The following is a 19,593-nucleotide window of genomic DNA, read 5'->3' as shown; positions in this document are numbered from 1 at the left end:
AATGAAAAGTTGATCTATGCACGATTTATGCAAATCAGCATTTGTCTTCGCGAAAAACTTCAAGCACTATGCGCGTTATGCAAAAACGCAACGTTTCCTCCGTCTTAAGAGCACTGCTCGACCAGCACGGGATCTCCCCCACGGAGCTCCACCGTCGCACCGGCGTGCCTCAATCAACGCTCTCACGGATTCTCAGCGGGAAGATTGTCGATCCTTCGGATAAACACATCTCGAAGATCGCTGAATATTTCAACGTCAGCACCGATCAGCTGCGCGGGCGTGCGGATGTCACGCCGACGACCGGCGGTACTCGCGCTGACGTGCATGCGGAACTCAAGGACATAAGCCTGTGGGACGACGACACGCCCGTCGATGACGACGAGGTGTCGGTGCCCTTTCTACGTGAGGTTGAATTGGCTGCTGGATCAGGAAGATTCGTCATCGAAGAGAGCGAGCGCTCCAGCCTGCGCTTCGGCAAGCGCAGCCTGCGCCACAACGGCGTGCAATTCGACCAGGCCAAATGCGTGACGGTGCGCGGCAACAGCATGTTGCCTGTTCTTCGCGATGGCGCCACCGTCGGCGTCAACGCCGGCAAGTGCGGCATCGGCGACATCATCGATGGCGATCTGTATGCGATCAATCACAACGGCCAGCTGCGCGTGAAACAACTCTATCGCCTGCCCACCGGCATCCGTCTGCGCAGCTTCAATCGCGACGAGCATCCGGACGAGGACTATAGCTTCCAGGAAATCCAGGAAGAGCAGATCGTCATCCTCGGTCACGTCTTCTGGTGGGGCATGTACGCCCGCTAGCCCCTTTCGATCCAACTGAAACCTGCCCCTCGGCAGGTTTTTTTTCGCCTGCAGAAATCTCCCCACCCCTTGGCCCGCTTGGGTTTCATGCATATGCGCAAATTTAATGCATAAATAAATGCATTTACGCATTGACTGTATATGCATCCATGCATATTCTTGCCACCAAGCCGCTCGACAAAGCGGCTGGCAAGACAAGCTCTTTAGTTCCACAAGAACAGGCAGCGATGAACCGGCCTCAACGGTTCAGAGGGTTGGCAACTGACCCGGGTGTGCAGCGTAAAGCACCAGAAGCAGTTATCCGGCGGGCAGGGACCGCGGTCGGAAAAACAATCTGAATGGACTCGTACCGCGCCAGTAGCGCCGAAAAGTCAGCTTCCTTCTCGAACACAGGATTGGAAGGAAGGCGAAGGAGCGCATTACTGAAAAGCCCGGCGTGCAAGCGCCGGGCTTTTTGGAATGCCTGCCTCAAGAGAAATCGTTTGAACCCAACCCATCACTCATCAATCACCCACGGAGGCGTGACATGACAAACGAGCAACAAGCGTTGGCGGACATGCCGATCTGGCTGGTCATCCTCCTCGCTGTCGTCGGCGGGGTGTCCGGCGAAATGTGGCGCGCCGACAAGGAGGGCGCTCGCGGCTGGTCGCTGGTGCGGCGTCTGGCTCTGCGTTCCGGCGCCTGCATGATCTGTGGGGTGTCGGCAATCATGCTGCTGTACGCCGCTGGCATGTCGATCTGGGCAGCTGGTGCGTTTGGCTGCCTGACCGCCATGGCCGGCGCTGATGTCGCCATAGGCCTTTACGAACGCTGGGCGGCCAAGCGTATCGGCGTCTGCGAAGTGCCGCCGCGCGACCATCCTTAATTCTCCACGCATAGCCCTGTGGGAGCGAGCTTGCTCGCGAATGCATTCTGTCATTCAAAACACGATTCGACTGATACAGCGCTTTCGCGAGCAAGCTCGCTCCCACAGGCGTTTGCAGTGGTCTGCAGACCGCATTTGACTCAACTCTGGAACACCCCCCATGAAGATCACCCCGATCCTCACGCAACTGCGTGGGCAATGCCCTGGGCTTGCCAATCATATTTCGGTGGGTGTCGATCTGGCGTTGCTGCAAGGCAACCCCGATCTACCGACACCCTCGGCCCACGTTCTGCTGCTGGCCGATCTGGCCAGTCCTGGCAGCGCACAAAACCTCGCCACCCAACCGATCCGCGAGCGCTTCGAAATCGTCCTGGCCCTTGACGCTACCGACGCTACAAAAGCGCTGGATGGGTTGCACGACCTGCGCGCCGAACTGTGGCGCGCGCTGGTCGGTTTCAAACCTGATTCCAACTACAGCGCCATCTTTTACGACGGCGGCGAGATGGTCTCGATCAACAGCAGCCGTGCCTTCTATCGGCTGCGCTTTTATGCCGAGTTCCAGCTCGGCCGCAATCTGCCAAGTCAGCCTGCGGAGAGTTGGCACGAGCGCGAACTGGACGCTTTGTCGTCCTTTACCGGGATGACGGTGCGGGTCGATGCGATCGATCCGGCTGACCCCAACCTGCAACGCCCGGGCCCGGATGGCCGGGTGGAAATGACTTTCTCTGGAGACGTAACCCCATGAGCAACCGCATCACCGTAGTGCCGGCCGCTGGCCGTGTCGTACCTGACCCGGAGGCGGGCGACCTGTTGCCGGCTGCAGGCCGTGAAGTGCTGGACAGCGCCTGGTGGCGCCGGCGTCTGGCCGACGGCGATATCACACTCAAAACCGCAAAAGCGGCTAAACCACAGGGAGCCAAATAATGGCGATCGGATTCAGCAACATCCCGGCGGACATTCGTGTGCCGCTGTTCTATGCCGAAATGGACAACTCGGCCGCCAACAGTGCGACCTCGGCCATGCGCCGTTTGATCGTTGCTCAGGTCAACGACAACATTGCCCCGGCTGAAGTCGGCAAACTGGTGCTGGTTTCCAGCGTGGCGCTGGCGAAAAGCATCGGCGGCCAGGGCTCGATGCTCGCTTCGATGTACGAGACCTTCCGCAAGGCTGACCCGATCGGTGAGATCTGGTGCCTGCCGCTGCACAACACCGAAGGCGCCATCGCCAAAGGCGTGCTGACCCTGACCGGCATCGCAACTCAGGCGGGCATGCTCAATCTATACGTCGGCGGCGTGCGTGTGCAGGCCACCGTGGTCAATGGCGCCACCGCCGCGCAAGCGGCCACCGCACTGGCGCAGAAAATCAACGCCACTGCCGACCTGCCGGTCAGCGCTGCGGCTGCTGAAGGTGTGGTCACCCTGACCGCCAAATGGACCGGCGACAGCGGTAACGACATCAGCCTGCAATTCAATCGCCTGGGCAAGAGCAACGGCGAAGAAACTCCGGCTGGCCTGACCTCGGCGATCACCGCCATGACCGGCGGCGCCGGTGTACCGGATCAGATCGCTGCCGTCGCAGCATTGGGCGATGAGCCTTTCGAATTCATCGCCTTGCCGTGGTCGGATCTGGCGACCCTCAACACCTGGCAAGCGGTCATGGATGACAGCACCGGGCGCTGGTCGTGGGCCAAGCAATTGTTCGGTCACGTCTACAGCGCCAAGCGCGGCACGGTCGGCACTCTGGTCGCCGCAGGCCAGGCGCGCAACGATCAGCACATGACCATCCAGGCGCTGGAGCCGGGCGTACCGCAACCGTTCTGGGTGCAGGCCGCCGCGCTGGCTGCGCGCACGGCGGTGTTCATCTCCGCCGATGCCAGCCGTCCGACGCAAAGCGGCAGCCTGCCGGGCGTCGATCCGGCGCCGGCGAGCGAGCGTTTCACCCTGACCGAGCGTCAGTCGCTGCTCAACTACGGCATCGCCACTGCTTACTACGAAGGCGGTTATGTGCGCATCCAGCGTTCGATCACCACCTACCAGAAGAACGCCTACGGCCAGGCCGACAACTCCTATCTGGACAGCGAAACCATGCACCAGTCGGCGTTCATCGTGCGTCGTCTGCAAAGCGTGATCACCAGCAAATACGGCCGCCACAAATTGGCCTCCGACGGCACCCGTTTCGGCGCCGGCCAACCGATCGTCACGCCAGCGACCATTCGCGGTGAGCTGATCGCGCAGTACGCCAAACTCGAACTCGAAGGCCACGTGGAGAACGCCGAGCTGTTCGCCGAACACCTGATCGTCGAGCGCGACGTGCAGGACCCGAGCCGGGTGAACGTGCTGTTCCCGCCGGATTACATCAACGGCCTGCGCGTGTTCGCACTGCTCAACCAGTTCCGTCTGCAGTACGACGACGCGGCCTGATTCGCGCAGTCGGCGTTAAGCATGCAGCCCACCTCGCGTGGGCTTTTTTTTTGAAGGGAGAAACACCATGGGTCAACTGATTGCAGGCACCTGCTACGTCAAGGTCGACGGCGCACAACTGACCATCAATGGCGGCTGCGAAGCCCCGCTGATGGCCGTCAAACGTGAAACCGTCGTGCCCGGTTTCTACAAGGAAACCGACATCGCACCGTCGTTCAAAGTGACCGCGCTGCACACCGCTGACTTTCCGCTGAAGAAGCTGATCGAAGGCACTGATATCACCGTCACCTGCGAGTTCAGCAACGGCAAGGTCTACGTGCTGGCCGGCGCCTATCTGGTCGAGGAGCCAGTCTCCAAGGGCGACGACGCCACCATCGAACTGAAATTCGAAGGCATCAAGGGGACCTGGCAATGAGCGGCGCCGTGAAGCTTCAAGTAGCAATCGAAGCCCACGGCGAGCCTCTGACCGAACTCGTTCTGCGCCGTCCGACGGTGCAGGAAGTGCGAGCGATCAAGGCGCTGCCGTACAAGATCGACAAGAGCGAAGAAGTCAGCCTCGACATGGACGTGGCGGCCAAATACATCGCCGTGTGCGCAGGCATCCCGCCGTCGTCGGTCAACCAGCTCGATCTGGCTGACCTCAACGCGCTGAGCTGGGCCGTCGCGAGTTTTTTCATGAGTGCGGCGTCGGCGCCATCACCGACCTGATCGCCGTCGCCTATGACCTGGCCTGGTTCTGGAAGGTTGACCCCGAACAGATGATGGCCAGGCCACTGGATGTGCTTCGCGAATCGCTGGAGCACGCGCAACGGATCAATGCGATGCAGCAGGTGCAGTGATGGCAGACGAAGAGAAGAAAACCCCGAAACCGGTGCTGATCACCGGCATCGATGAACTCTCGCCCAAACTGGGCGCCCTGCGCATGAAGGTTGAGAGTTTTAAAAACAATCTCGAGCAGACCGGCCTCGGCAAACTGGACATCAGTGGTCTGTTCAACGGCGGCAGCGTGATCACGCCGTTTGTAGACGGCATCAAATCGGCCGCAGCGTTCCAGGGAAAATTGAGCGAAGTCAGCGACACGGCGAAAACCGTCGACCTGCCCGCCGCGCCGACGGCAGCAACGCAGAACATGAACGTGTTCAGTGCGTCGATGCAGAAGGTTTCGGCGGCGGTGGACGCTGCGCTGGTGCCGGCGGTGGGGGCGTTGGTGGTCGGGCTTGAGCCGATGCTGACGCAGGTCGGCAGCCTGCTCGCCGACAATCCGAAACTGGTCGAGGGCCTGGCGGCGGGGGCGATTGCCTTCTCCGCCATGCAAACCGCGGTCACCGGTATGACCCAGGTGATGGACGTCATGAGCATCGTGCTCAAGACCAACCCGATCATGCTGATCGCCATGGGCATTGCCGTGGCGGCCGGTTTGATCGTGGCCAACTGGACACCGATCAGCGCGTTCTTCACCGGGATGTGGGAAGGCGTGAAAAACGCCGGGGCGAGTGCGATGGCGACGTTGCGCTCGGTACTCGACTGGCGACCGCTGGCGGCACTGGCTGCGCTGTGGGAACCGGTCACGGGATTTTTCTCGGCTATCTGGGACGAGGTCACGGTCGTGACGGCGCCAGTGATCGACTTCTTCAAGTCGGTTTTCGCGTGGTCGCCTGCGGGGATGATCATTGAAAACTGGGGGCCGCTGACCGGTTTGTTCTCGGCGATCTGGGAATTGCTCGAGGCCTTGAGTGTGCCGGTGATGGCGTTTCTCAGAAACCTGTTCGATTTCTCGCCGATGCGGATGATTACCGATGCGTGGGGTGGTGTCGTGACGTTCTTCGAACCGATGTTCACCACGCTGCAATCGGCCGTACAAAGCACCCGGGATATCCTGCGCACGCTGTTCGATTTTTTCCCGATGGAAATGCTCACCAGCGCCTGGGGTGGGATTGTCGGGTTCTTCGAACCGATCTGGATGGCGCTGCAAACGTCTGTGCAGCGAGTCAGAGGCTTTTTCACCAGCCTGTTCGAGTGGTCGCCGCTGGAGCAGATCGCCCAGTATTGGCAGCCGATCGGAGAGGTCTTTTCGGCGCTCTGGGGCGTTGTGTTGGCACTCTCCGCGCCGGTCGTGGATTTTTTGCACGGCCTGTTCGAATGGAAGCCTCTGGATCAGATCATCGAGAGTTGGGGACCGATCACCGAGTGGTTCGGCGAGTTGTGGCAAAAGCTGCAAACCGTCATTGCGCCGATCAAGGAGTTGTTCGGCGGTGGCTTCGCAGGACTGATCGCCAAGGTCACCGGCAAAGTTGAAACTCTCACTGAAGCACAACGCCAGACCAATGCCGAAGGTAAAGGCGAACTGGCACCGGCGTTCTTCGCTGCCAGTCCGGCGCCTGCTGGCAACGGCGCACTGCAAAGCGGTTCGTTGCCGCAAACCTCCAGCGCGCTGATCCAGCAAAGTGCAATCAACAACCGCACGCAACTTGAAGGCGGCCTGACCGTGCGCTTCGAAAATGCGCCGGCAGGCCTGCGTACCGAACAACCGCAAACCAATCAACCGGGCCTGGCCGTGTCTTCGCGCATCGGCTATCGCTCGCTGTCGATGGGAGGTTCCCAATGAACTGGCGTGACCGTTTGTTGCCGGCATCCTTTCGCGGTGTCGGCTTCTGGATCGACCAGGCGAAAACCCCGGTCGGTCGCAAAGGGCAGTTGCACGAATACCCTCAGCGCGACCTGCCGTTTTTCGAGGACCTCGGCCAGCAGGCCAAGACCCACGATCTGACCGCGTTCATCATCGGCCCTGATTGCCTGGAACAGCGCGACAAGCTGCTCAAGGCGCTGGAGCAGGGCCGTGGCGAACTGGTGCATCCGTGGCTCGGACGCCTGCAGGTCAAGGTCGGCGAATGTGACATGACCCACACCCGCCAGGACGGCGGGCTGGTGACGTTCGCATTGAAGTTCTATCCCGATCAGCCTTTGCCGTTTCCGATAGCCACGATCAGCACGCAGAAAGTGCTGCTGGCCAAAGCCGACGGTCTGCTGGGTTCGGCGGTAGCGCGTTTCGAACAGGCGATGACGCTGATCAAGGCTGCGCGGATCGGCATCACCAACCTGCGCAACAGCCTTACCGGCGTCTATGACGTGATCAAGGAGCAACTGAAACCTTTGATCGAGCAGTACCGCCAGATCACTGAACTGGTCAAAGCCGTGAAGGAGCTGCCCAAGGAAGTAGCGGCGGAATTCAAGGGTTTGCTCGGCGATATCAAGGAGCTGAAAGCGTTCGCCAAGGAAGGCTACCGGGGCGTGATTGCCGATGTGTCGCAGCAACTTGAAGCGATTCGCAAGGCTGATGCGCCGAAGATCACCACCGGCAAGGACACCAATGCCGCAGCGCAGGCGATGGCCGATCTGGTGCAGGACACGCTGCTGGTCAAAGTCGCGCAGTGGGTGGCGTCAATGCCGATCGCGACAACGCCGGTGAAGCTGGCGTCGACGCCGTCGGTGGCTCAACAGTCGACGTCGCCAGTGAGTCGTCAGGAAGTCCCCGTCAGCGATGACATGCAAGCCCTGCGCGCTGCGGTTACTGCCGCCATTGATCCAATGCTGGCGAAAGCCGGGCCTGCGCACTTCCAGGCGATCAACGATGTAAAGGAAGCGCTCGTGGCTCATCTCAAAGCGGTGGCGTCCTCCGGCGTGCGTCAAGTCAGCAAATCGTTTCAGGAAAGCTTTCCGGCAGTGGTCGTGGCCTACGAGCAGTTTGGCGACGCCACGCGGGTCGAAGAAGTGACTCAGCGCAACGCGATTACCCATCCCGGTTTCTCGCCCAACGATGTGAAAGTCTCGCGGGAGTGACGCCATGAACGAGATGGACAATCACGTCACGCTGACAGTCAACAACATGGAATACGGCGGCTGGAAAAGCGTCGAAATCACCGCCGATCTTGAGCGCCAGTTCCGCACCTTCAAGCTCGACATTACATGGCAGTGGCCCGGTCAGACCGTGGATCAAAGGATCAAACCCGGCGACCCCTGCGAGGTAAAAATCGGCAAGGACCTGGTGCTCACCGGTTACGTGTTCAAGGCGCCGATCCGCTATGACGGGCGGCAGATCAGCCTGACCATCGAAGGCAGTTCCAAGACACAGGATCTGGTCGATTGCGCCGCTCGCAACCTGCCCAGCCAATGGCAGCAACAACCCTTGCTGACTATCGTCCGCGATCTGGCGAGCGAATATGGGCTGTCAGTGGTCAACGAAATCAGCGAAACCACACGCCTGACCAAACACACCATCGTGCCGGGTGAAACGGCATTCCAGTCGATCGACCGATTGCTCTCGCTGCTGCGGGTGTTTTCCACCGACAACGAGCTGGGCCAGTTGGTGCTGGCCAAACCCGGCAGCGGCGGCCGCGCCAGCGATGCGCTGGAGCTGGGCAAGAACATCCTGTCGGCCAGTGCGCCGATGGATTTCAGCCAGGTGTTCTCCGAGTACCGGGTGATCGGCCAGCAGAAAGGCTCGGATGCGAAGAGCGGCGCGGCGGTCAGCGAAGTCGAGTCGACGGCGGCCGATCTGAGTTTCAAACGGCGGCGCACCACGGTGATCAATGAAGGCACGCAACTGAGCTTTGAGTTGGCGCAGCAGCGTGCCCAATGGGAAAGCGCGACCCGCATGGGCCGCGCGCAGACCACCACCTATCAGGTGCAGGGCTGGCGGCAGAGCAATGGCGATTTGTGGCGCCATAACACGCTGGTCAAGGTCAAGGATCCGGTGCTGGATTTCGATGGCGACATGCTGATTTCCAAGGTCACTTATTCGCTGTCGGCGCAGGGATCGGTGACCACCTTGCAAGTGGCGCCGCCGCATACCTTTGATCCTGATCCGGCGCCCCCGAAAAAAACCTGAGCCTGACCCCGAACCCTGTGGGAGCGAGCCTGCTCGCGAAAGCGTCGCCAGCCTCAACATCACAGCGCCTGACCCGCCGCGTTCGCGAGCAGGCTCGCTCCCACACTGATCCCATTCGGGCGACTCTTTTCAAGGACACCCCATGAGCCTACTGACACGCCTGCTGGCGCGCGGCACTGTCGTGCTCGCCAATTCGGCTTCGAAACTGCAATCGCTGCAAATGCGCCTCACCGCCGGTGAAATCAACGACGACCTCGAACACTTCGAACCCTATGGTTTCACCAGCCATCCGCTCGCCGGTGCTGAAGGGGTCGTCACCTTCATTGGCGGCGACCGTTCCCATGCCATCGCCCTGGTCATCGCCGACCGCCGCTATCGCCTGCAAGCACTCGCTGCTGGTGAAGTGGCGATCTATACCGACGAGGGCGACAGGATTCACTTCAAGCGCGGGCGGATCATCGACATCGAAACCGCCACGCTGAACATCCGCGCCAGCAGCGCGGTGAACTTCGACACACCGGTGATCAACCAGACCGGCAAGATCGTCTCCACCGGTGATCAACTGGCCGGCGGCATCAGCCAGATCAAACACGTGCATGTTGGCGTCCAGGCTGGCAACGGTCAGACCGGCGCGCCGGCAGGAGGCCAGTGATGTTCATCAGCCAGAACCTCCACGCCGCGCTGACCCGCGCGGTGCTGATCAGCCTGTTCACCTGGCGTCGCGCCGCCGATGACGACGCCCTCGATGACGAAGAACGCTTCGGCTGGTGGGGCGACAGTTTTCCCACGGTTGCCGACGATCGAATCGGCTCGCGGCTGTGGCTGCTGCGCCGGGTCAAGCTGACCCGGCAGACGCAAATGGACGCCGAGTTCTATGCCCGCGAAGCCCTGCAATGGCTGCTCGACGACGGCCACTGCAGCGCCATCGACATCCTCAGCGAACGCCTCGACGCCCAGCGCCTGAACCTGCGCACGGTCCTGACCCTGGCCGACGGTGAACGTCTGGACATCAACCCCGATAACAGTTGGCAGGTGATCTATGCCGTTTGAAACCCCTTCGCTGCCGGTGCTGATCAAGCGCACCCAAAGCGACCTGGCCGGCGATTCGCTGCGCCAGTCCGATGCGCAAGTGCTCGCCCGCACCCTCGGCGGCGCCGCTTATGGCCTGTACGGTTATCTCGACTGGATTGCCGAGCAGATCCTGCCCGACAAAGCCGATGAGTCAACCTTGGAACGCATCGCCGCGCTGCGCCTGAATCAGCCGCGCAAAGCCGCGCAAGTGGCCACCGGCAGCGTCAGTTTTACCGCCACTCCCGGTGCGGTGCTCGACGTCGACACGCTGCTGCAAGCGAGCGATGGCCGCACCTACAAAGTCACGACCGCGCGCACCACGGTCAATGGCAGCAACAGCACCACGATTGCGGCGCTGGAGGCCGGCAGCCTCGGCAACGCTGACGCCGGTCTGGCGCTGACCCCGGTGCAACCGATTGCCGGCATTGTCGGCAACAGCTTTATGGTGCTGGCGCCAGGCCTCAGCGGTGGCGTGGCGCGGGAAAGCCTCGAGTCGCTGCGCTCGCGGGTGATTCGTTCCTACCGCGTGATTCCCCACGGCGGCGCGGCCAGCGACTACGAAACCTGGGCACTGGAAGTGCCGGGCGTGACCCGTGCGTGGTGCCGTGGTGGCTTGCTCGGCCCGGGCACGGTGACTGTGTTCATCATGCGCGACGACGATCCGCAACCGGTGCCGAACGATGAGCAGCTGGCGGAGGTTCAGGAGTACATCGAACCGCTGCGTCCGGTGACCGCGGAAGTGCACGTGCAGCGGCCGATTCAGGTGCCGGTGGTGTACCGCTTCAAGAGCGTCAATCCGGACACCACCGCCGTGCGCGCCGCCGTTGAAGCGCAGCTGCGCGATCTGCACAACCGCGAGGCTGACCTCGGCGTGCCGTTGCTGATCAGCCATATCCGCGAAGCGATCAGCAGCGCCGGCGGCGAATACGATCACACGCTCACTGCTCCAGCCGCTGACGTGCCGGCCGGGCAGAGCGAACTGCTGACCTTCGGAGGCTGCGTATGGGGGGCATAAGAACCGTCGCGCAATACCAGGCGCAGTTGCGCGCCTTGCTGCCCAGTGGCCCGGCATGGGATCCGGAGCGGGTGCCCGAGCTTGAGGAAGTGCTGCAAGGTGTTGCCATCGAACTGGCCCGTCTGGATGCGCGCGCCGCCGACCTGCTCAACGAGATGGACCCGGCCGGCGTCAGCGAACTGGTGCCGGACTGGGAGCGGGTGATGAACCTGCCCGACCCGTGCCTGGGCACCACGCCGCTGTTCGACGACCGCCGCCTCGCCGTACGCCGCCGCCTGCTCGCGGTCGGCAGCCAGGCTGTCGGCTACTACCTCGACATCGCCAAAAGCCAGGGCTACCCCAACGCCAGCATCACCGAACACGAAGCCCCGCGTATGGGCCGTGCCCGTTTCGGTTCGGCGCATTGGGGCACCTGGGAAGCGCAGTTCATGTGGACGCTCAACACCGGCGGCCGATTGCTGCTTGGCCGGCGTTACGGCGCTAGCTATTGGGGAGAGCGCTTCGGCGTCAACCCGGGTTCGGCGCTGGAATGCCTGATCCACCGCAGCGCGCCGGCGCATACCAAGGTGCACATCAATTATGACTAGGGAGGGATGAGGGATGGATTATCCGAAGAGTGTGCCCAGTGCCGGGCTGGTGAATGGGAAGTTTGTTGATGAGAACCCGTTGATGGGGACGCCGGGGTCGTTGATCCCGGCGGACTGGGGTAACGGAGTTACGCAGGAAATTCTCAACGTGATCAAGGCGGCGGACCTGACGCCGGACGAGAAGAAATACGATCAGTTGTTGCAAGCGATCCAATCGGTGACGGCCAAGGGCTGGAACCAGGATCTGGCGCTGCCGTTGGCTGCTTTGCCTTTACCTACAGTTGCCACCGCCGATGCACGTCTGCCGGTCAGTCCGGCTGCGGCCTCAACCAGTGGCGGCCGGGTTTCGATCGCAGCGGGAACCTTTATCAGTCTCGGCCAGGAAGTAGTGGCCGGCCAACTCGGACGCTCGCGCACCTTTGTGACGGCGGCGTGGAGCAGTGCGGACCTGCTGCCCAGCAGCCATTACTTTCTGCGAGCGCAAGTTATCGCTGGGGTACTCACGTTCTACACACAACGCGGTGGCATTCATGACGTCGTACCTGACTCACTGAAAGGTACCGTCAACGGCGCTGCCGGCGGGGGTTTTCAGTCCACGCCACTGGATATGTGTCTGGCGTGGGTGATAACCGGAGCACCCGGCTCGGTGCCGGTTGTGCGGACCATTTACAACCGCGCTCGTTTGACCTGGACGCAAACGGTGAATGGCACAGGGGCGATATTTTTACCGCTCGACCCCCACGCGCGTGCGGCACGACTAGTCGCCGGTAACCCAACGCCATCGTCCACGGCGGTCACCTCAGTCGCCTTTCCGTCCACCGGGTGGGCAGGGGGCAACTACTGCTTCCTGTCGCCGATCCTGACAGGCAGTTCGAACAACCCGGGAGGGTGGAACCCGGCAACGGTTTCACCGTGCGTACTGTTCACCAACAACATCGTCAATGACGTCACGGTTTCGACGTTGGCGGCCAGCTTCGACCACGCCAATTTGCGCTCACTGTGGCAGTGCTATCAGGCCGAACACAACCTGGGCCAATCGAATGCCGACAGCGATGAGCTATTGCTGAGCATGGGCATCAAAAACCATCCAATCACTGATTACAGTGTGGGCATTGCCATCAACTTTTCCGACGCGGTGAACGTGCAATTCTCGTGGGAGCTTATTCGATGATCGTTATTCAGGAGCTTCATCAGTGCGACGGTGAGTTGCGCCTGCCGCAACCGTCGGCTGCGCACGAGTGGGATGGGCAGAACTGGGTTTTCAATGCAGACAGGCAGATTGCACTGGATCTGCAGGAAGCCGAACGCCTTTGCGCCAAAGTTGACGCCGCCGCCGACAACGCTCGCAACGCACTGGCTGGTGATCCACTCAAGGCCATGGAGTACGCACAGGCAGCCGCAGACGCTCAGGCTTTCAGCGACGCCGGATACCCGAAAAAGGAAGTGCCACTTTCAGTCGCAGCGTGGGTCGCGAAAGGCCGCACGGCCAAACAGGCGGCGGAGCAGATTCTCGCCAAAGCCGAACAGCTGACTGACCATTTGCTCACTCTGCGCACTTTGCGCCTGAAGGCCAAAGCACAGATCCGCGCGCAGGCGGGCAAGGGCAAGATCGACCTGGCGCGCAGCGCGGCCGATGAAGCCTTGATTGCCATTGGCGAACTTGCCAGCGGTCTACCCAGCTAAGCGATATTTTTCGTCCCGCTTCACCCAAGCCCACTTCGATGTGGGCTTTTTATTTTCCGAAACAGACCTGTGTCTGCCAGTGCGCAGGCACGGCTCATTTGTCATTTCACAGGAACGAACAACATATGGACTATCCAAAAAGCGTCCCCAGCGTCGGCCTGGTCGACGGCCGTTTCGTCGATGAAAACCCGGTAGCGGGGACGCCGGGCTCGTTGATTCCGGCGGTGTGGGGCAACAGCGTTACACAAGAGATTCTCAACGTGATCAAGGCGGCCGGGTTGACACCCGATGAGGCCAAAACGGATCAACTCGCCAGTGCGATCGGTGCACTGGTCGATTTCACCAAACTGAAAAATACCCCGACCACATTGGCCGGTTACGGCATCACCGATGCGGTGGGGCGGCTGCTGGCGGTCAGGCAGTTCGAGAAGGTCGGGATTACGCTTTACAAGCCAAACCCCAAAGCCAAGAGGATCCATGTGCGGCTGGTCGGCGCGGGGGGGAGCGGTGGTGGGTGTTCGCCCGTTGCCGCCGGTTATCAGGGTATTGGTGGTGGCGGAGGCTCTGGGGCCTTTGCTCAAAGCCTGTACGACGTGACCCCGGAAATACTTGCAGGCGTGCCCGTTACGCTGGGTGGCGGTGGCGCTGCGAGTAATGTGATGGGGCTGGCCGGCGGAGGTGCTTCGTTCGGCACCTACATGAGCGCTGCGGGCGGTGGAGGCGGGCAGGTCCTTACCGTCGCCGTAACAGCCACAACAGTTGGTTTCGTTCAGGGCGGTGCAGGAGGGCAAGCAGTCACAGGCGGCAATCTTGCCAATGCTCGGGGCGCACCCGGCGAATACGCAATGTACAACGCCAATTGGGGCGTCCTCTCGGGTGCGGGCGGTGCCAGCCCGTATGACGGCGGTGGTACCCGAGTGGGGGTCAACGGGATTGGCATCACCGGCGGACGCGGTTCCGGCGGCAGCGGCTCCTGTTCGACCAACGCTTCGGCTGCCGTACTCAGTGGCGCCGGCGGCAACGCCTTCTGTGAAATCTGGGAGTACGAATAATGGCCATTTATGCACGGGTCGAGAACGGCGTGGTCGTCGAACGGATCGACGCCGGTGAGTACGCCATCTGCGAGCTGTTTGCTCCATCCTTCGTCGAGACGATGGTTCGCGTGCTGGAGGGTCAAGAGGTCGAGATCGGTGCGCCGATCAGCGGGCTTCCGACAGTCGCCGAAGAACTGCCTGCACAGCAGAGCCGTGTGGTAGCTCAGGCTCCCATTGTTACGGAAGAGGAACCTGCGGCCGCGCTTGTCTGGCGCCAAGCCTCTCTGGCCACGACCGAATGGTTAGTCACGCGGCATCGCGATGAACAGGATCTGGGACGCGGCACATCGCTCAAGCCCACGCAGTATCTGGAACTGCTTGAGTACCGACAGGCATTGCGCGACTGGCCTGACTCAGCGCTTTTCCCGGCGTTGAATGCCCGCCCTCTGGCACCCGCATGGCTCGCTATCAAAACAGGAGAACAGTAATGGATTACCCAAAAAGCGTCCCCAGCGCAGGGTTGGTGGATGGTAGCTTTGTTGATGAAGACCCGCTGAACGGCAGACCGGGATCGCTGATTCCGGCGAGTTGGGGCAATGGTGTCACCCAGGAAATCCTGAGTGTCGTTCAAGCCGGCGGGCTGACGCCGAGTGAAGCGTCCAACACGCAAATGCTGGGCGCACTGCGCAGCGCTCAGCTTTTCAGGACCGCCGCACCTTTCGATATCAGCCGTTCGGCGGCGACTTGCGAGTATGTTCAGCGGGCTCTTGGCAACTACGCGGGGGCGCGTGACATCCTTGCCACTACGCAACTAACTCTCGCTGACCTGGGCTGGTCGTTAGGTCTGGGTGGTAACTCGCCTTACACCGTGACCCTGCCGGACATCGACAAGGCTCCAATGGGCGCCGCCATTGCATTTCACTGCCGCAGCAATGCTCCGGTCACGATTGCTCACCCGGGCGCCGCCAAGATAAGCCCGCAGGGCGTCTTGTTGAATTCGATAGTGATCAACAGTGGCGAGAGCGCCACCATCGTCAGGGAAAGTGGAGCCTGGGCGGTACACGGGACGGCGAGTCTGAAATATGCCTCGCTTTTTTCCGGATTGACGAGTGCCCAGGGATATCAAAAACACGCCAGCGGCAATATCGATCAATGGGGCTCAGGTCTGTCGAATGCTGCGGGACTGGTCTACGTGACATTTCCAATCTCGTTTCCGAGGGCCTATTTCTCGCTCGTGGCCACACATGCGGGAGGCGATACCGCAATGATCGTGCTGAATGCCGCCAACCAGCAGGGCTGCACCTTGAAAATTCGCGATGCGAATGCGCAGTTGGCTGCCAATTGCACCGTCAACTATTTTGTAAAGGGCTATTGAATGAACACCTTCAACGTTTTATTCAGCGCCACCACCCGAGGTGTTTACGTACCCGGCATCAACTCGACGGACATCCCCGACGACGTCATCGAAATTCCTCAGGGCTACTGGATCTCGCTGCTGCAGCAACTGGCGGTGAGTGCGAAAATGATTGGGGTGCGTGCGGACAATGGCTACCCGATTCTGGTAGATCCACCGCCACCCTCGGCAGAAGAAGTCGAGGACATTGAACGTCTATGGCGCAATGCGCAATTGGCAGCCACCGATGGCATGGTTGCACGCGATCGCGATGAATTGGAGGATGGCGGTGGCACGACGCTGACCACTGGACAATATGCCGAACTGCAAGCCTATCGACGTGAATTGCGCGATTGGCCGCAAGGGTCTTCCTTTCCCTTCAGCGAGCATCGCCCGCTGGCACCGCGCTGGTTGGTAGCGACGTCCTGACCCAGCGTCACTCACAAATACTTTCGCGGAAAACTCTGGCAAATAAATGGTTGGCAACCATCAGCCTTCAGCCGTGATTCAATCGGGGCAACATCCAGGGAGGATCAAGCATCATGCAATTAACTGAAAAACACCTTGTCGACATCATGCCCAACGCCCGCTCCCAAGCGGGCGTTTTTGTTTCGCCGCTCAATATCGCCATGGCCAGGCAGCGCATCGATACGCCGAAACGTGTTGCTGCGTTTCTGGCACAGGTCGGTCACGAGTCGGGCCAATTGCGTTACGTGCGCGAACTGGGCAACAACCAGTACCTGAGCAAATACGATACCGGCACCCTGGCGCTGCGTTTGGGCAATACGCCGGAGGCGGATGGCGACGGGCAAAAGTACCGAGGACGCGGGCTGATACAAATCACCGGTCGCGCCAACTATCGCCAATGCAGCCTCGGCTTGTTTGGTGATGAGCGGCTCTTGTCGTTGCCCGAATTGCTCGAGCAACCGCAATGGGCGGCCGAGTCGGCGGCGTGGTTCTGGGCGCAGAAGGGCTTGAATGAACTGGCCGACGCGGATCAGTTCAACACCATCACCCGCCGGATCAACGGCGGGTTGAATGGCTTGCAGGATCGACTCGAGATTTGGGCACGGGCGAGGGCGGTGCTATGTCCGGCTCCTGGCGGGTGATGGGTCTGTTGCTGCTGGTGGCCGGGGCGTTTGCAGCGGCATGGCAGTTTCAGGACTGGCGCTACGGTCGGCAATTGGCCGAGCAGGCGCGGTTAAACGCCGAAACGCAAAATCAACTGACACAAGCTGCCGCGAACGCACAACAGGCCGAGCAGGATAAACGCCTGGCGCTGGAGCAACGGCTCGCGGCGAGTGAACAAACCCATTACCGAGCGCTGAGCGATGCCCAACGTGATCAGGATCGCCTGCGCGATCGCCTTGCTACTGCCGATGTGCGGCTGTCGGTCCTTCTCGACGCCGGCGACGTTGCCCACGGCTGTGCGGTGCCAGCCACCGCCGGCACCGGCGGCGTGGATTCTGCAGCCGTACGCGCCCGACTTGACCCGGCGCATGCTCAACGAATTATCGCCATCACCGACACCGGCGACCGTGGATTGATTGCCTTGCAGGCCTGTCAGGCCTATGTCAGAGCGCTGGCGCCCGAACATCTTGAATGATTCTGTGTATTGAAAGCATGGCCGGCTCGTGTACGGTGAAGGTATTCCACACGATCCGGAGCTCGCCGTGAAAGAGACCACCCAACTGGCCGCAGAACTGGGCCGACGTCTGCAAGTGCTCAATGCCCATGTCACTACCGCCGAGTCCTGCACAGGTGGCGGGATTGCCGAAGCGATCACGCGGATTCCGGGCAGTTCGGCCTGGTTTGAAGCGGGGTACGTGACGTATTCCAACCGGCAGAAGACCCGGCAGCTGGATGTGCCGGGCGATTTGTTCGAGACGGTAGGGGCGGTCAGTCGCGAAGTGGTCGAGGCCATGGTGCGTGGTGCGCAGCAGCACAGCCTGGCGCATTTTGCCGTGGCGGTCAGCGGTGTCGCCGGCCCCGACGGTGGCACGCCGAACAAACCGGTGGGCACGGTGTGGCTGGCCTGGGGTGTTGGCGACGAGGTTTACAGTGAGGTTCAGCACTTCCCCGGCAACCGCGATGAGGTTCGCCGACAAACGGTGAAGGCCGCGCTAGAGGGTCTTGTGCGACTAGCGGCACGAGAAATCGAAAATCAGGGGTAGGCGATCTTCGAACGCTGTGGAATAATACTGGCTACTTATACAGGTGTTGGCCGTCAGGCCTTATTGATTACGTGAGGACTTTAATGGACGACAACAAGAAGAAAGCCTTGGCTGCGGCCCTGGGTCAGATCGAACGTCAATTCGGCAAGGGTGCCGTAATGCGTATGGGCGATCAGGACCGTCAGGCGATCCCGGCCATCTCTACTGGCTCTCTGGGTCTGGATATCGCACTCGGCATCGGCGGTCTGCCAAAAGGCCGTATTGTTGAAATCTACGGTCCTGAATCCTCCGGTAAAACCACACTGACCTTGTCCGTGATCGCCCAGGCGCAAAAAGCCGGCGCGACCTGCGCATTCGTCGACGCCGAACACGCGCTCGATCCAGAGTACGCCGGCAAGCTGGGCGTCAACGTCGACGACCTGCTGGTTTCCCAGCCGGACACCGGCGAACAGGCCCTGGAAATCACCGACATGCTGGTGCGCTCCAACGCCGTTGACGTGATCATCGTCGACTCCGTGGCGGCACTGGTACCAAAAGCTGAAATCGAAGGTGAAATGGGCGACATGCACGTCGGCCTGCAAGCACGTCTGATGTCTCAGGCGCTGCGTAAAATCACCGGTAACATCAAGAACGCCAACTGCCTGGTCATCTTCATCAACCAGATCCGTATGAAGATCGGCGTGATGTTCGGCAGCCCGGAAACCACTACCGGTGGTAACGCGCTGAAGTTCTACGCTTCGGTTCGTCTCGACATCCGCCGTACTGGCGCGGTGAAGGAAGGCGATGAAGTGGTCGGCAGCGAAACCCGCGTCAAGGTTGTGAAGAACAAGGTGGCTTCGCCGTTCCGTCAGGCCGAATTCCAGATTCTTTACGGCAAAGGCATCTACCTCAACGGCGAGATGATCGACCTGGGTGTGCTGCACGGTTTCGTCGAGAAGTCCGGCGCCTGGTACGCCTACGAAGGCACCAAGATCGGTCAGGGCAAGGCCAACTCGGCCAAGTTCCTGGCGGACAACCCGGAAATTGCCGCGAAGCTCGAGAAGCAGCTGCGTGACAAGCTGCTGTCGCCAGCAGTGATCGCAGACTCCAAGGCCTCGGCGGTCAAAGAGACCGAAGACGACCTGGCCGACGCTGACCTCTGATACCAGCGATGACCACCGCCGTACTGGATACCCTCGTCGCGGTGCGGCGAACCGCCATGGACCTGCTCGCACGTCGCGAGCATGGTCGAGTCGAATTGACGCGTAAGCTGCGTCAGCGCGGCGCCGAGGCGGAGCTGATCGAAACAGCCCTCGACCGTTTGACGGAAGAGGGGCTGCTTTCCGAAGCCCGTTACCTTGAAAGTTTTGTTTCCTACCGCGCCCGTTCCGGCTATGGCCCTCTGCGAATTCGTGAGGAACTCAGCCAGCGAGGCTTGCAACGTACCGATATCGAAATTGCCCTGCGCGAAAGCGGTATCAATTGGCAGGCGCAGCTTCAGGACACGTGGCAACGCAAGTTCTCCGGGCATTTACCGATTGACGCGAAAGAACGGGCCAAGCAAGGCCGGTTTCTGGCGTATCGGGGGTTCTCGATGGAGATGATCAACCGCTTGTTCAGCGGTCGAGGGATGGACGATTAACCGATTCAAGAAAAAACGGCTCGCTATTTTTTA

24 protein-coding genes and 1 pseudogene are annotated in these 19,593 nt (G+C 60.9%); all 25 read left to right on the top strand.

Annotated features, from left to right (window positions below; translation table 11 throughout):
* Positions 1–68: 68 nt before the first annotated feature.
* Positions 69–812: a LexA family transcriptional regulator gene (locus KVG85_RS14760; protein WP_073476015.1), complete on the top strand. Its 744-nt coding sequence runs from the start codon at positions 69–71 to the stop codon at positions 810–812.
* A gap of 526 nt (positions 813–1,338) precedes the next feature.
* Complete coding sequence (locus tag KVG85_RS14755) at positions 1,339–1,677, top strand: phage holin family protein (RefSeq protein ID WP_056783240.1); 339 nt, start codon at positions 1,339–1,341, stop codon at positions 1,675–1,677.
* Positions 1,678–1,837: 160 nt separating this feature from the next.
* Positions 1,838–2,422 (top strand): phage tail terminator protein, encoded by a 585-nt coding sequence (locus KVG85_RS14750; RefSeq protein WP_217864230.1) that lies wholly within the window; start codon positions 1,838–1,840, stop codon positions 2,420–2,422.
* Positions 2,419–2,601 carry a DUF2635 domain-containing protein gene (locus tag KVG85_RS14745; protein WP_024011856.1) on the top strand — a complete coding sequence of 61 codons (183 nt, stop codon included), beginning with the start codon at positions 2,419–2,421 and terminating at the stop codon, positions 2,599–2,601. The genes KVG85_RS14750 and KVG85_RS14745 overlap by 4 nt, the downstream gene beginning before the upstream one ends.
* Positions 2,601–4,097: a phage tail sheath subtilisin-like domain-containing protein gene (locus tag KVG85_RS14740; RefSeq protein ID WP_217864229.1), complete on the top strand. Its 1,497-nt coding sequence runs from the start codon at positions 2,601–2,603 to the stop codon at positions 4,095–4,097. The genes KVG85_RS14745 and KVG85_RS14740 overlap by 1 nt, the downstream gene beginning before the upstream one ends.
* Before the next feature lie 67 nt (positions 4,098–4,164).
* Positions 4,165–4,512, top strand: coding sequence for a phage tail tube protein (locus KVG85_RS14735; protein WP_007908779.1), 348 nt, complete (start codon positions 4,165–4,167; stop codon positions 4,510–4,512).
* Positions 4,509–4,805 carry a phage tail assembly protein gene (locus tag KVG85_RS14730; RefSeq protein ID WP_007908778.1) on the top strand — a complete coding sequence of 99 codons (297 nt, stop codon included), beginning with the start codon at positions 4,509–4,511 and terminating at the stop codon, positions 4,803–4,805. The genes KVG85_RS14735 and KVG85_RS14730 overlap by 4 nt, the downstream gene beginning before the upstream one ends.
* 130 nt (positions 4,806–4,935) lie before the next feature.
* Positions 4,936–6,712: pseudogene (locus KVG85_RS14725) on the top strand (phage tail protein).
* Positions 6,699–7,934 (top strand): DNA circularization protein, encoded by a 1,236-nt coding sequence (locus KVG85_RS14720; RefSeq protein WP_217864227.1) that lies wholly within the window; start codon positions 6,699–6,701, stop codon positions 7,932–7,934. Before KVG85_RS14725 ends, KVG85_RS14720 begins: the two are co-directional and overlap by 14 nt.
* Before the next feature lie 4 nt (positions 7,935–7,938).
* A complete protein-coding gene (locus tag KVG85_RS14715) occupies positions 7,939–8,982 on the top strand; it encodes a phage baseplate assembly protein (RefSeq protein WP_217864226.1) in 1,044 nt (347 codons plus the stop codon).
* A 142-nt stretch (positions 8,983–9,124) separates the two neighbouring features.
* A complete protein-coding gene (locus KVG85_RS14710) occupies positions 9,125–9,634 on the top strand; it encodes a phage baseplate assembly protein V (RefSeq protein WP_122505723.1) in 510 nt (169 codons plus the stop codon).
* Positions 9,634–10,032 (top strand): phage GP46 family protein, encoded by a 399-nt coding sequence (locus tag KVG85_RS14705; protein ID WP_071174563.1) that lies wholly within the window; start codon positions 9,634–9,636, stop codon positions 10,030–10,032. Before KVG85_RS14710 ends, KVG85_RS14705 begins: the two co-directional genes overlap by 1 nt.
* Positions 10,022–11,068, top strand: coding sequence for a baseplate J/gp47 family protein (locus KVG85_RS14700; RefSeq protein WP_217864225.1), 1,047 nt, complete (start codon positions 10,022–10,024; stop codon positions 11,066–11,068). The genes KVG85_RS14705 and KVG85_RS14700 overlap by 11 nt, the downstream gene beginning before the upstream one ends.
* Entirely contained in the window at positions 11,056–11,655 is a 600-nt protein-coding gene (locus tag KVG85_RS14695) for a YmfQ family protein (protein ID WP_217864224.1), read from the top strand. Before KVG85_RS14700 ends, KVG85_RS14695 begins: the two co-directional genes overlap by 13 nt.
* A 13-nt stretch (positions 11,656–11,668) precedes the next feature.
* On the top strand, positions 11,669–12,826 hold the full coding sequence (locus KVG85_RS14690; RefSeq protein WP_217864223.1) for a phage tail protein: 1,158 nt from the start codon (positions 11,669–11,671) through the stop codon (positions 12,824–12,826).
* Positions 12,823–13,338 carry a phage tail protein gene (locus KVG85_RS14685; protein ID WP_217864222.1) on the top strand — a complete coding sequence of 172 codons (516 nt, stop codon included), beginning with the start codon at positions 12,823–12,825 and terminating at the stop codon, positions 13,336–13,338. The genes KVG85_RS14690 and KVG85_RS14685 overlap by 4 nt, the downstream gene beginning before the upstream one ends.
* A 125-nt stretch (positions 13,339–13,463) precedes the next feature.
* Positions 13,464–14,390, top strand: a complete 927-nt coding sequence (locus KVG85_RS14680) for a glycine-rich domain-containing protein (RefSeq protein WP_056783289.1) — start codon at positions 13,464–13,466, stop codon at positions 14,388–14,390.
* Positions 14,390–14,860 (top strand): phage tail assembly chaperone, encoded by a 471-nt coding sequence (locus tag KVG85_RS14675; protein ID WP_217864221.1) that lies wholly within the window; start codon positions 14,390–14,392, stop codon positions 14,858–14,860. The genes KVG85_RS14680 and KVG85_RS14675 overlap by 1 nt, the downstream gene beginning before the upstream one ends.
* Entirely contained in the window at positions 14,860–15,747 is an 888-nt protein-coding gene (locus KVG85_RS14670) for a gp53-like domain-containing protein (protein ID WP_217864220.1), read from the top strand. The genes KVG85_RS14675 and KVG85_RS14670 overlap by 1 nt, the downstream gene beginning before the upstream one ends.
* Complete coding sequence (locus KVG85_RS14665; RefSeq protein ID WP_217864219.1) at positions 15,748–16,194, top strand: phage tail assembly chaperone; 447 nt, start codon at positions 15,748–15,750, stop codon at positions 16,192–16,194.
* Between the two features lie 113 nt (positions 16,195–16,307).
* Complete coding sequence (locus KVG85_RS14660) at positions 16,308–16,874, top strand: glycoside hydrolase family 19 protein (RefSeq protein WP_217864218.1); 567 nt, start codon at positions 16,308–16,310, stop codon at positions 16,872–16,874.
* Positions 16,853–17,371, top strand: a complete 519-nt coding sequence (locus tag KVG85_RS14655; protein WP_217864217.1) for a lysis system i-spanin subunit Rz — start codon at positions 16,853–16,855, stop codon at positions 17,369–17,371. Before KVG85_RS14660 ends, KVG85_RS14655 begins: the two co-directional genes overlap by 22 nt.
* Positions 17,372–17,438: 67 nt before the next feature.
* Positions 17,439–17,939 carry a CinA family protein gene (locus KVG85_RS14650; protein ID WP_038861108.1) on the top strand — a complete coding sequence of 167 codons (501 nt, stop codon included), beginning with the start codon at positions 17,439–17,441 and terminating at the stop codon, positions 17,937–17,939.
* Positions 17,940–18,022: 83 nt separating this feature from the next.
* On the top strand, positions 18,023–19,081 hold the full coding sequence (recA, locus tag KVG85_RS14645; protein ID WP_024011876.1) for a recombinase RecA: 1,059 nt from the start codon (positions 18,023–18,025) through the stop codon (positions 19,079–19,081).
* Between the two features lie 8 nt (positions 19,082–19,089).
* Positions 19,090–19,560, top strand: coding sequence for a recombination regulator RecX (gene recX / locus KVG85_RS14640; RefSeq protein ID WP_024011877.1), 471 nt, complete (start codon positions 19,090–19,092; stop codon positions 19,558–19,560).
* The last annotated feature ends 33 nt before the right edge of the window (positions 19,561–19,593 follow it).

The sequence above is a fragment of the Pseudomonas triticicola genome (genome assembly GCF_019145375.1).
Taxonomy (GTDB): Bacteria; Pseudomonadota; Gammaproteobacteria; order Pseudomonadales; family Pseudomonadaceae; genus Aquipseudomonas; species Aquipseudomonas triticicola.
The sequence above is the reverse complement of the archived record's forward strand: the minus strand, read 5'-3'. Positions and strand labels throughout refer to the sequence as shown.

What these genes read in the sequence shown, in the direction of transcription:
- KVG85_RS14760 (WP_073476015.1), top strand. Translation starts at nt 69, where the DNA reads ATGCGCGTTATGCAAAAACGCAACGTTTCCTCCGTCTTAAGAGCACTG.
- KVG85_RS14755 (WP_056783240.1), top strand. Translation starts at nt 1,339, where the DNA reads ATGACAAACGAGCAACAAGCGTTGGCGGACATGCCGATCTGGCTGGTC.
- KVG85_RS14750 (WP_217864230.1), top strand. Translation starts at nt 1,838, where the DNA reads ATGAAGATCACCCCGATCCTCACGCAACTGCGTGGGCAATGCCCTGGG.
- KVG85_RS14745 (WP_024011856.1), top strand. Translation starts at nt 2,419, where the DNA reads ATGAGCAACCGCATCACCGTAGTGCCGGCCGCTGGCCGTGTCGTACCT.
- KVG85_RS14740 (WP_217864229.1), top strand. Translation starts at nt 2,601, where the DNA reads ATGGCGATCGGATTCAGCAACATCCCGGCGGACATTCGTGTGCCGCTG.
- KVG85_RS14735 (WP_007908779.1), top strand. Translation starts at nt 4,165, where the DNA reads ATGGGTCAACTGATTGCAGGCACCTGCTACGTCAAGGTCGACGGCGCA.
- KVG85_RS14730 (WP_007908778.1), top strand. Translation starts at nt 4,509, where the DNA reads ATGAGCGGCGCCGTGAAGCTTCAAGTAGCAATCGAAGCCCACGGCGAG.
- KVG85_RS14720 (WP_217864227.1), top strand. Translation starts at nt 6,699, where the DNA reads ATGAACTGGCGTGACCGTTTGTTGCCGGCATCCTTTCGCGGTGTCGGC.
- KVG85_RS14715 (WP_217864226.1), top strand. Translation starts at nt 7,939, where the DNA reads ATGAACGAGATGGACAATCACGTCACGCTGACAGTCAACAACATGGAA.
- KVG85_RS14710 (WP_122505723.1), top strand. Translation starts at nt 9,125, where the DNA reads ATGAGCCTACTGACACGCCTGCTGGCGCGCGGCACTGTCGTGCTCGCC.
- KVG85_RS14705 (WP_071174563.1), top strand. Translation starts at nt 9,634, where the DNA reads ATGTTCATCAGCCAGAACCTCCACGCCGCGCTGACCCGCGCGGTGCTG.
- KVG85_RS14700 (WP_217864225.1), top strand. Translation starts at nt 10,022, where the DNA reads ATGCCGTTTGAAACCCCTTCGCTGCCGGTGCTGATCAAGCGCACCCAA.
- KVG85_RS14695 (WP_217864224.1), top strand. Translation starts at nt 11,056, where the DNA reads ATGGGGGGCATAAGAACCGTCGCGCAATACCAGGCGCAGTTGCGCGCC.
- KVG85_RS14690 (WP_217864223.1), top strand. Translation starts at nt 11,669, where the DNA reads ATGGATTATCCGAAGAGTGTGCCCAGTGCCGGGCTGGTGAATGGGAAG.
- KVG85_RS14685 (WP_217864222.1), top strand. Translation starts at nt 12,823, where the DNA reads ATGATCGTTATTCAGGAGCTTCATCAGTGCGACGGTGAGTTGCGCCTG.
- KVG85_RS14680 (WP_056783289.1), top strand. Translation starts at nt 13,464, where the DNA reads ATGGACTATCCAAAAAGCGTCCCCAGCGTCGGCCTGGTCGACGGCCGT.
- KVG85_RS14675 (WP_217864221.1), top strand. Translation starts at nt 14,390, where the DNA reads ATGGCCATTTATGCACGGGTCGAGAACGGCGTGGTCGTCGAACGGATC.
- KVG85_RS14670 (WP_217864220.1), top strand. Translation starts at nt 14,860, where the DNA reads ATGGATTACCCAAAAAGCGTCCCCAGCGCAGGGTTGGTGGATGGTAGC.
- KVG85_RS14665 (WP_217864219.1), top strand. Translation starts at nt 15,748, where the DNA reads ATGAACACCTTCAACGTTTTATTCAGCGCCACCACCCGAGGTGTTTAC.
- KVG85_RS14660 (WP_217864218.1), top strand. Translation starts at nt 16,308, where the DNA reads ATGCAATTAACTGAAAAACACCTTGTCGACATCATGCCCAACGCCCGC.
- KVG85_RS14655 (WP_217864217.1), top strand. Translation starts at nt 16,853, where the DNA reads ATGTCCGGCTCCTGGCGGGTGATGGGTCTGTTGCTGCTGGTGGCCGGG.
- recA (WP_024011876.1), top strand. Translation starts at nt 18,023, where the DNA reads ATGGACGACAACAAGAAGAAAGCCTTGGCTGCGGCCCTGGGTCAGATC.
- recX (WP_024011877.1), top strand. Translation starts at nt 19,090, where the DNA reads ATGACCACCGCCGTACTGGATACCCTCGTCGCGGTGCGGCGAACCGCC.